This window comes from Methylobacterium trifolii (assembly GCF_022179685.1).
GTDB classification, from domain to species: domain Bacteria; phylum Pseudomonadota; class Alphaproteobacteria; order Rhizobiales; family Beijerinckiaceae; genus Methylobacterium; species Methylobacterium trifolii.
The window spans coordinates 1-9517 of record NZ_BPRB01000039.1; the positions used below are offsets into that span (position 1 = coordinate 1).

At 70.9% G+C, this 9517-nt stretch carries 8 protein-coding genes and 1 pseudogene; 6 read left to right on the forward strand and 3 right to left on the reverse strand.

The features are described 5' to 3' along the window. Window positions 1-203: pseudogene (locus tag COGEMETH_RS03420) on the forward strand (hypothetical protein); the annotation flags it as partial. Window positions 204-331: 128 nt separating this feature from the next. Here COGEMETH_RS03420 and COGEMETH_RS03425 read toward each other — a convergent pair. The 3 genes from COGEMETH_RS03425 to COGEMETH_RS03435 are packed head-to-tail and all read right to left on the reverse strand — an operon-like array spanning window position 332 to window position 1583. Beyond that, window positions 332-712 (reverse strand): hypothetical protein, encoded by a 381-nt coding sequence (locus COGEMETH_RS03425; protein ID WP_238181224.1) that lies wholly within the window; start codon window positions 710-712, stop codon window positions 332-334. Between the two features lie 20 nt (window positions 713-732). Continuing rightward, window positions 733-978 carry a DUF433 domain-containing protein gene (locus COGEMETH_RS03430; protein WP_238181225.1) on the reverse strand — a complete coding sequence of 82 codons (246 nt, stop codon included), beginning with the start codon at window positions 976-978 and terminating at the stop codon, window positions 733-735. A 56-nt stretch (window positions 979-1034) separates the two neighbouring features. Beyond that, on the reverse strand, window positions 1035-1583 hold the full coding sequence (locus COGEMETH_RS03435) for an HNH endonuclease (protein WP_238181226.1): 549 nt from the start codon (window positions 1581-1583) through the stop codon (window positions 1035-1037). A gap of 506 nt (window positions 1584-2089) precedes the next feature. Here COGEMETH_RS03435 and COGEMETH_RS03440 point away from each other — a divergent pair. The 5 genes from COGEMETH_RS03440 (at window position 2090) to COGEMETH_RS03460 (ending at window position 9261) form a co-directional block, all read left to right on the forward strand. Then, window positions 2090-4786, forward strand: a complete 2697-nt coding sequence (locus tag COGEMETH_RS03440; RefSeq protein WP_373875310.1) for a DUF3772 domain-containing protein — start codon at window positions 2090-2092, stop codon at window positions 4784-4786. Between the two features lie 44 nt (window positions 4787-4830). Further along, window positions 4831-5328, forward strand: a complete 498-nt coding sequence (locus tag COGEMETH_RS03445) for a CAP domain-containing protein (RefSeq protein ID WP_373875311.1) — start codon at window positions 4831-4833, stop codon at window positions 5326-5328. Between the two features lie 55 nt (window positions 5329-5383). Then, window positions 5384-6334 carry a TAXI family TRAP transporter solute-binding subunit gene (locus tag COGEMETH_RS03450; RefSeq protein ID WP_238181228.1) on the forward strand — a complete coding sequence of 317 codons (951 nt, stop codon included), beginning with the start codon at window positions 5384-5386 and terminating at the stop codon, window positions 6332-6334. A 787-nt stretch (window positions 6335-7121) separates the two neighbouring features. Further along, complete coding sequence (locus tag COGEMETH_RS03455) at window positions 7122-8906, forward strand: glucan ABC transporter ATP-binding protein/ permease (RefSeq protein WP_238181229.1); 1785 nt, start codon at window positions 7122-7124, stop codon at window positions 8904-8906. 1 nt (window position 8907) lies between these two features. After that, window positions 8908-9261 (forward strand): endonuclease domain-containing protein, encoded by a 354-nt coding sequence (locus COGEMETH_RS03460; protein WP_238181230.1) that lies wholly within the window; start codon window positions 8908-8910, stop codon window positions 9259-9261. Window positions 9262-9517 lie beyond the last annotated feature (256 nt).

The window sequence follows — 9517 nt, forward strand, 5'->3', positions numbered from 1 at the left end:
CGACGCCCGCCTCGGCCGGGTGCGGGGGCCGTGCCGGCCCCGCGCCGGGCCCGTACGGACCGCCGCCGCACCTCCGGCCCTGCCCGCCGCCGCCCTATGCCGGCCGGCCCTACGGGCCGCCGCCCATCGTCAGCGGCTACCTGCCCCGCAACAACAACCTGCCGATGTACAATGAGCCGCCGCCGCGCTTCCCCGGCGAGTGAGACCGTGTCCGCTTGATTGAAGCGGACACGGTCTCGCGAAGCCCGCGCGGCGCTTGAGCGAAGCCGAAATCCGCATCGCGAAGCGAGCGAACGGATTTCGTATGGGACCGCCCCCGCCTTCGGGCTCGTCAAGGCAGATCGAAGGGCGGCACGGCCGGCATGGCTTGCGTGACCGGGCCGGTCGCCGTCGCGCGAACCACCATCCGGCTTCCATCGAGGCCCATCACGACGTGCTGTCCCGGCTCGGCCCGCCGGATCGTGTCGGCGATGTCGTCGACGCGCTCGACGATCGGCCGGCGCCTGTTGTGAGGCAGCGCCACGACTGCGATGTTGCGGCCCCTCAGGCTCTGCTGGTCTGCGATGTTCTTGTCGTTGGTCACGAGCACGGCGAAGCCGTCGGCCTCGACGGCCCTGATCAGTTCTCCGTTCGTCTTCGACGTCCAATGCCCCTGGAAACGGGAGGCGTCGATCCCGCGGTCGCGAAGCGCCTGCACGAGCTGCCGCGGCACGCCTTCATCGACCACGACCCTCATGCCGCCCTGAAGCCGCCCGTCAGCGTGTGCGCGGTCAGTTCCAGCACTGCGACGACATCGTGCCGGTCCAGGGTCTCGTACTCCTGAAGGATCTCGTCCAGCGACATGCCATCGGCGAGGTTCTCGAACAGGACCTCGACCGGCACGCGCGTGTTCCTGAAAACGTACCGTCCTGCCATCACATCGGGATTCGCGGTGACGAGGTCTGCGAGGACGAGATCGTTTCCGTGCCGTGCCGCCATCGGAGTTCTCCCGTCCGGCATCGCATCCCGTGGACCGGGATCGCGGGGGCCTGTGGTCAGCTGTCGAGCTCGCTGTCCCAGTACAGGTAGTCGAGCCAGGTGTGGTGGTACTGCCGGTGGTCGAATTCCGGTTGGCGGTGGTGCAGTTCGTAGCGCGTCGGCCGGCGCGGCTCGTGCAGGAGCGGCATCTCGGCCTCGTGCGGCGTGCGGTTGGCCTTGCGCAGGTTGCACGGGCTGCAGGCGGCCACGACGTTCTCCCAGGTCGAGAGGCCGCCGCGCGAGCGGGGGACGACGTGGTCGAAGGTCAGGCCGCCCGAGGGCAGGCGCAGGCCGCAATACTGGCAGCTGAAGGTGTCGCGCAGGTAGATGTTGTAGCGGGTGAAGGCCGGGCTGCGGGCGAGCGTGACGTAGTTCTTGAGGGCGACCACGCTCGGCACGGGGAGCGAGCGGCTGGGCGAGCGCGCCTCCACGTCGTAGCTCGCCACGAGGGTGACCCGGTCGAGGAACAGGGCGGTGAACGCGTCCTTCCAGGACCACAACGACAGCGGGTTGTAGGAGAGCGGCCGGTAGTCGGCGTTCAGCACCAGCGTCTGAAGATCCATCATCGGCGCGACTCTCGGAACGGCTGCCTGACGGGACAACGCGCGGGAACCGTGCTTCGCGTCGTCCCGGCGTCATGTTCGATCGGGCGGTGACCGGGCGCATGCGGGCGGGTCGGGCTCGGGAACGGACCGGCTCCCCGGTGCGGCCGGCGGCCGGAGCGGGTGGCGACATCCGGCGGGCGGCGGGGCCGGTCGGGCATACCGATCGGCCGCAACCCTTCGCGTGACGACGAAAAGGCCCTGTCCATCAAGCCTTAGTCTAATATCAGGGTGACAGGCTTGTGAAGCCGCCGCCCCCGCGCGCGGGGACGCACCCACAGCTGCCGCGGGCGGCAGCCCTGCGCGTCGCGGGTGGGCAGCAGCACGCTTTCGCCCTATTGCTCGGCCAACAGCGCGGGGTCTCGCAGCGTCGGTCCCTGCCGGCTCCGCGCACCCCGATTGCCGCTCGGGCCTCCGAAGTCCGGGTGATGCCGCGCCCCATGCGGGCCCCTCGCGGCCGACGAACAAGGATGCCCATGCACCCACGCCCGAGCCGACGCCCGCTTGCGCGCGAGACCGCGCGCTTCCCGCTGCGCGACGCCCCGCGTCTGGCCGTGCTGGCGCTGCTGGGCGCCCTCGCCCTCGCCCCCGGCCTCGCCTGGGGCCAGCCCGCCCCGCCGCCCGCCGCCGCCCCGGCCAAGCCCGCGGCCGCGGGGCAGGACGCCAAGCCCGCCGAGGCCAAGCCCGCGGAGGCCAAGCCCGCGGAGGCCAAGCCCGCGGAGGCCAAGCCGGCGCCCCCCAAGCCCGAGATGTCCGAGCAGCTCAAGGCGGTCCGGACCAAGCTCGACGGGATCAAGGCCGAGCTCGACCGGAGCGAGAAGGCGCTCGCCCGGCCCGAGCTGACGGCCGTCGACCTCGCCACGATCCGCGACGGGGTCGGCCCGATCACCGACGACATCCGCACCCTGGTCGGCCGCCTCGACGCGCCGCTCGAGGCCGCCCGCGAGCGCCTGACCCAGCTCGGCCCCAAGCCCAAGGACGCCGAGGAGAGCCCGGAGGTCGCCCAGGAGCGGGTCGAGCGCGACGCCGCCGCCGCCCGCATCGACGAGACGCAGCGCCTCGCCCGCTCCCTCCTCGTCCAGGGCGACCAGCTCATCGACCGGGTCTCGAACCGCCGCCGCGAATCCTTCACCAAGGACCTGTTCGCCCGCTCGCAGCCCCTGGTCGGCCCGAGCCTCTGGGCCCGCGTGGCCGCCGACATCCCCCGCGACACCCGCTCCCTCCAGAGCGCGCTCTCCGACATCCTCCTGCTGTTCTCGCGCAACGGCACGCTCTGGAACCTGCTGTTCCTTGGCCTTGCCTTCGGCATCTCGGTGGCCCTGTATTTCGGGCGGCGCAACATCGCCCCGCGCTTCGGACGGCGCGACGTGACCGAGGTCGCGCCCACCCGCCGGCAGACCCTGCTCGGGGCCTGGCGGGTGCTGCTGCTGGGCACCGTCCCGGCGGTAGTCGGCTCCTACGCCGTCTACTACGCGTTGGACGCCACCGACCTGCTGCCCTCGCGCCTGCTGCCGGTGGCGGGCGCGATCCTGGCCGGGCTCGCCTTCATCGCCTTCGTCGAGGCCCTGTGCGACGGCCTGCTCTCCCCCGAGAAGCCGGTCTGGCGGCCGGCCCCCGTGAGCGATGCCGCCGCCTCCCGCGTCACGCGGCTCTCCGTCGGCATCGCCACGGTGATCACTGTGGTGAAGTCCGTCGAAGCCCTCAATTCCGGGATCTCGGCGGCGCTGCCGATCTCCATCGCCACCCGCGGCATCGGCGCGCTGGCCATGGTGCTGATCCTGGCCATCGGCCTCCACCGCTTCGCCGACAAGGCGGAGGAGGAGGAGGATTGCTTCGGCCCCTACGTGCCGACCAAGACCACCACCGGCATCGGCGGCCCGGCCCGGCTGATCGGCTGGGCGGCGGTGGGCGTCATCGGGATCGCTGCCGTCGTCGGCTACGTCTCCTTCGCCACCTTCCTGATCGACCAGCTGGTCTGGAGCGCGAGCGTCCTCGTGCTGCTCTACCTGCTGGTCCAGAGCGTGGACGCCTTCATCGGCGGGTCGCTCGCCGACGACACCCGCTTCGCCACGGCGCTCCAGGCCAATACCGGCCTGCGCAAGCGCTCCCTGAACCAGATCGCGGTGCTCTCCACGGGTGCCGCCCGCGTCCTGCTGATCCTGGTGGCCGCGCTGCTGGTGCTGGCGCCGTGGGGACTCGATTCGACGGACATCTTTTCCTCGATCCGCTCGGCCTTCTTCGGCTTCAAGGTCGGCGACGTCACGATCTCGCTGTCCACCATCGCCATCGGCGTCGGCATCCTGATCCTCGGCGGCATCGTCACCCGCGCGGTGCAGCGCTGGCTGGAGCAGACCTACCTGCCGGCCACCGACCTCGACGCCGGCCTGCGCAACTCGATCTCGACGGTGTCGGGCTATTGCGGCTTCCTGCTCGCCCTGGCGCTGGCCTTCTCCTATCTCGGCCTCAGCCTGGAGAAGCTCACGATCGTGGCCGGCGCCCTCTCGGTCGGTATCGGCTTCGGCCTGCAATCGATCGTCAACAACTTCGTCTCGGGCCTGCTGCTCCTGTGGGAGCGCCCGATCCGCGTCGGCGACCAGGTGGTGATCGGCGACAGCGAGGGCATCGTGAAGCGCATCTCGGTCCGCTCCACCGAGATCCAGACCTTCGACCGCTCCGCCGTCATCGTGCCGAACTCGAACCTGATCTCCGGCATCGTCAAGAACCGGGTCCGGGGCGACCGCACCGGGCGGGTCACGATCACGGTCGGCGTCCTGCGCAACCAGGACCCGGTGCGGGCGGCCGAGCTGATCGTGGACTGCGCCAAGGCGCATCCGGACGTGCTCAAGGACCCGGCCCCGCGTGTGGTGTTCCGCAAGATCGGCGACCCGTTCCTGGAATTCGAACTCGTGGTGATGATCGTCGACGTGACCTTGGGCCTGAAGGTCCAGACGGACTTGAACTTTGCGGTGTTCAAGACCTTATCGGAGGCGGGATTCATCCCGCCGCTCGGTCCCGGCTCCAGCATCGTCACGGTGCAGGGCCTGGACGGGATGCAGGATGCGTTGGGCGAGATCGCCGGCCGCTTCGGATTCCCGCCGGCCGCACCCGGCGAGGACGAGGCGGAGCCGATGCGCTCGGCCCGCAACCGGCGCAGCGCCGGCGCCTGACGCGGCGGGGACGGACGGGGCAGGGGACGGGAATGTCGGGGACCGTGGGCAGAATCGCCGGGGCATGTCTCGGAATCGCGGGCCTCGCGCTGCTCGCGGGCTGCGCCGGCGACGTCACCGGCACGACCTCGGCCCTGCCGAGCCTCTACCTCCCGCTGACGACGGGCACGGCGCAGCTCGACACGGGTGCGGCCCGCGACATGATCTCGGCCTATCGCCGCAACCGGGGCGAGCCGGCGCTCGCCCTCGATCCCGATCTCCAGCGCCTGGCGGAGGCCGAGGCCGCCTCCATGGCGCTGGCCGACCGGCCGAGCCAGGCGCAGACCGTGCGGAACGCGATCACGCGGCTCGGCTACGCCTCGGCCAACGCCAACCTGTCAGCGGGCTACCACACCCTGGCCGAAGCCTTCTCTGGCTGGCGCGACAGCCCACCCCACAACGCCGTGATGCTCGACCCCAAGGCCACCCGCATGGGCATCGCCACCGCCTTCGCGCCGGGCTCCAAGTACAAGGTCTACTGGGCCCTGCTGACCGCGAAATAGTCTTTTCCGCCGGCCTCGCGCCGCGGGGCGTCGGGCGGCGAACCCGGACCTCACGATGCGTCTACGGGCCTTCCTCCTGGCGATCCTGCTGGCCTGCCTGTCGGGGCCGTCGCAGGCGCAGCAGCCCGAGCTTCGCCTCGTCCTCGGCACGGCCACGCCCGGCGGCGGGTTCCCGGCCTACGGCGAGGCCCTGGCCGCGGCGATCCGCGAGGTCGATCCCGGCCTGATCCTCGAACTCCGCGCGACCGGTGGCTCGGTCGAGAACCTGCGCCTGCTGCGCGCGGGCGCCCTCGACCTCGCGCTCGTACAGGGGGAGTTCGCCTACGACGCGCTCGCCGCCGAGCCGGCAAACGGATCGGGCCTCACGGTCGTCGTCCCGATGTATCCGACGCCCGGCCTCTTCGTCGTCCCCGCGGACAGCCCGGTCTCCGGCATCGCCGCCTTGCGCGGGCGGGCCGTGGCGCTGGGAACCCGGAACTCCGGCCTCACCGCCATGGGCCGGTCGGTGCTGCAGGCCTCCGGGCTCGATCCCGATCGCGACATCGAGCCGCTCTACCTGGAGCGGGCCGGCGACGGCCCCGGTCTGGTCTCGCAGGGGCGTGCCGCCGCCCTCTGGGGCGGGGGCCTCGGCTGGCCGGGCTTCACCACGCTCGCGGCCTCGCCCGGCGGGGCGCGTTTCTTCGGGCCCGACCCGCAGGCCGTCGACCGGGTCCTGGCGACGCGTCGCTCGCTGCGCCGCCTGACGGTTCCGGCCGGCACGTTCCGCGGCCAGGATTTTCCGATCGCGACGGTCGGATCGTGGAGCCTCGTCCTCGCCCGGCCCGGACTGGACCCCGCATCCGCCGAGCGCTTGGCGAAAGCCTCGGCCGCCGCCGGCGACGCGATGGCCCGCCGCCACCCGCAAGGGCGGGAGATCGATCCGAAGAACCTTGTCGGGGCCGTGCCGGTGGAGGCCCTCAACCCCGGCACGCTCCGCTACCTGCGGGCGGTCGGAGCCGTGCGATGATCGGCGTGCGTCCTGTATCGCCGTACCGAAAGAATCGCGTTCGGGGCGCATCCCTCGTCCGCAGAGGCTACCGGAATCACACGCCCGCGCAGGGGAACCGGACAGGTCGCTCGAAGCGCCGCCCGGCCCCCCTCTCCCGTGCGGGAGAGGGCTGGGGTGAGGGACCCAGGTCTGTCCGGAGAGGTCGCATCCCTCACCCTGTCCCTCTCCCGCACGGGAGAGGGGACCCGCGCCTCGTCACCCATCCTCGCGAGATGTGTGAATCCGATAGCCTGCAGAGAGAAGAAGTAAGGCGCGCGTACCGGATTCCGTCCGGGTTGCGCTATCCCGATCGGTGCCGATCCCGACTGATGGTCGGGACCGGCCCGTCCGGTGTTACGGCAGGCCGTTGGTCGTCGGCGTTGGCTGGGCTTCCTTGAGGAGCGTCACCGTCTGCCTGCACGACCGCCCTGGCGCAGATCCATGAGACCGTTGCCGGACGCAGATTTCGGAGGGACCGGGCCGCTTGCCCGCTTGCGGCGGGCTCCGTCACGGCGTTAGGAAATCTTGCTGAACGAACCGTAAAGGCGGGGGCATCCGTAGGGCGCACCCGTCATGCGCCGTTCAGCCAGCCCCTGGCATAAGCCGTTCCGTACCAGGACGTTGGGGACCCCGTCAGACAGGGGTCCGATCGGCAACCAACCTCCTCGCGGCGGGATCGTCCGATCCTGCCGGACGGTGCACGGACAAGGGGATCGCGCAGGCACCGGGCAACACGGGCCGCGCCGGGGTCGGTATCGGAGCTGAGATGTCGCTGGTTCGTCTCTACGCGCGCGTCCTGGGCCTGCTGGGCTCCGACCGCAGGCTGGCCCTGGGCCTGGCCGCCGCCAACGTCATGCTCGCGGTCGCGGCCTTCGCCGAGCCCCTGATCATGGGCCGCATCATCGACCAGCTCTCGCACCTCAAGCGCGGCGGGAACGGGCTCGCCACCATGCTGCCGCTGATCGGCGCCTGGGTGGGGTTCGGCCTCTTCACGATCGTGGCTGGCGTCGCCATCGCGCTGCACGCGGACCGTCTGGCCCACCGCAACCGCCTCTCGACCATGGCGAACTACTTCGAGCACGTCCTCGACCTGCCGCTCGCCTTCCACTCCTCGACCCATTCCGGCACCGTGCTCAAGGCCATGCTGGAGGGCACGAACGGCATGGCGACGTTCTGGCTCGGCTTCTTCCGCGACCACTTCGCCGCCCTCGTCTCTCTCGGTGTGCTGCTGCCGCTGACCCTGTTCGTGAACTGGCAGCTCGGCTCCATCCTCGTGGTGCTGGTGCTGGTCTTCACTGCGCTCACCACCTTCGTGATGCGCCGCACCGAGACGCTCCAGGGCCGGGTCGAGCACTACAATTCGGGGCTGGCCGCCCACGCCTCGGACGCGCTCGGCAACGTCGCCGTGATCCAGTCCTTCACCCGCGCCAAGGCGGAGAAGGACGCGATGCGCGACATCATCCGCAACCTGCTGGCCGCCCAGATCCCGGTCCTGTCCTGGTGGGCGCTGGCCAACGTGGCCACGCGCGCCTCGGCCACCATCACCATGACGGCCGTCTTCATCACCGGCATCATGCTCTACCAGGCCGGCTCGACCACGGTCGGCGAGGTCGTGGCCTTCATGAGCCTCGCCACCGCCCTCGTCGCCCGCCTCGACCACGTGGTCGGCTTCGTCAACGGCGTGTTCCAGCAGGGTCCGAAGATCGCCGAGTTCTTCGCGATCTTCGACACGGTGCCCGCCGTGCGCGACCGGCCCCAGGCGGTGCAGGTCGCCCGCTTCAAGGGCGAGGTCACCTTCGAGGACGTGGCCTTCTCCTACGACGGCCGCCGCAAGGCCCTCGACGGGATCGACCTCACGGCGCGCGCCGGCGAGACGGTGGCGCTGGTCGGCACCACGGGCTCGGGCAAGTCCACGACGCTCGGCCTGCTGCACCGCAGCTTCGACCCGGCCGCCGGCGCCATCCGCATCGACGGCATGGACATCCGCGATATCGGCCTGACCTCGCTCCGCCACAACATCGGCGTGGTGTTCCAGGAGCCGATGCTGTTCGCCCGCTCGATCCGCGAGAACCTTCTGGTCGGCCGCCCCGACGCCACCGACGCCGAGATGCTCGACGCCCTCGACCGCGCCCAGGCCAGCGCGTTCATGGCCCGCCAGCCGGACGGGCTCGACACCATCATCGGCGAGCGCGGCCGGTCCCTCTCGGGCGGCGAGCGCCAGCGCCTCTCGATCGCCCGCGCGCTCCTCAAGAACCCGCCGATCCTGATCCTCGACGAGGCGACCTCGGCGCTGGACGCGGCCACCGAGCGCCGCCTCCAGACCGCCCTGGAGACGGTGATGGAGGGCCGCACCACCTTCGTCATCGCCCACCGCCTCGCCACGATCCGCAACGCCGACCGCATCCTCGTCTTCCACGAGGGCCGGATCGTCGAATCGGGCGCCTTCGACGAGTTGGTGGCGCAGAACGGCCGCTTCGCGGAACTCGCCCGGGCCCAGTTCATGGCGGCGGAGGTCGGCGAGGACGAGGATCGGTTCGCTCTGGCGGCATAGGGTGGGGCGATCAACCGGCCGGGCGCGTGTCCTGCGCCGCGATCAGACCGGCGCTGAAGCGAAGCTTTGGCGTGTGCTGCGAAACCGAGCTCTGAACGGCCTGAAGTTCCGGCGCCAAGTCCCGATCGGCATCTCCGTCGCCGACTTCGTCTGCTTCGAAGCCAAACTCGTCGTCGAGGTCGATGGAGCGACCCATTCCACCGAGGCCGAGATCGCCCGGGACGCTGCGCGGACCGAGACGATCGAGCGATCGGGCTTTGCCGTCTTGCGTATCCTGAACGCGGACGTCTACGCCGATCTCGACGGCGTCCGCGAGACGATTCTCGCTGCCGCCGATCGCCGGACCACGATATGACGTGGCGATGGCTTGCAACCGACGCGACTTGCTCCCTCTCCCGTACGGGCGACCGGATTTACACATCTGTGCAACGTAACCGGACAAGTCGTTCGAAGCGCTGGGCTGCCCCCTCTCCCGTGCGGGAGAGGGCTGGGGTGAGGGACCCAGGTTTCTCCGCAGACGTCGCATCCCTCACCCTGTCCCTCTCCCGCACGAGAGAGGGGACCCGCGCCTCGTCACCCATCCTCGCGAGGCGGGTGTAAACAGTCGCTTG